The sequence below is a fragment of the Nosocomiicoccus sp. HMSC059G07 genome (assembly GCF_001815515.1).
Taxonomy (GTDB): Bacteria; Bacillota; Bacilli; order Staphylococcales; family Salinicoccaceae; genus Nosocomiicoccus; species Nosocomiicoccus ampullae_A.
This window is the reverse complement of the sequence record NZ_KV820843.1, coordinates 1-240: the sequence shown is the minus strand read 5'-3', so window position 1 is coordinate 240 and position 240 is coordinate 1. Positions and strand designations below refer to the sequence as shown.

1 pseudogene is annotated in these 240 nt (G+C 36.7%); it reads left to right on the top strand.

What is annotated here, in order from left to right:
- A pseudogene (locus tag HMPREF3029_RS09430) lies at positions 1 to 240 on the top strand (haloacid dehalogenase-like hydrolase); the annotation flags it as partial.

Sequence of the window (240 nt, the reverse complement as noted above, 5' to 3'; positions counted from 1 at the left end):
AAAGCTCAGAAAATATACCTGGAAAATCAGGTGTAGTCATTTCTACTTTTAAATCGGGATTATCAGTGCCTGAAGAATTGTTAAACTTATATCGCGCGTTTACAAATAATGGAATTACGACTTATATCGTAAGTGCAAGTCCGAGAGTATATGTTGAAGTCGCAGCTGAAATGCTTGGGCATTCAGTAAAGGTAGACAATATTGTCGCCATGGAATTTGAAGAAGATAACGGCGTTATAA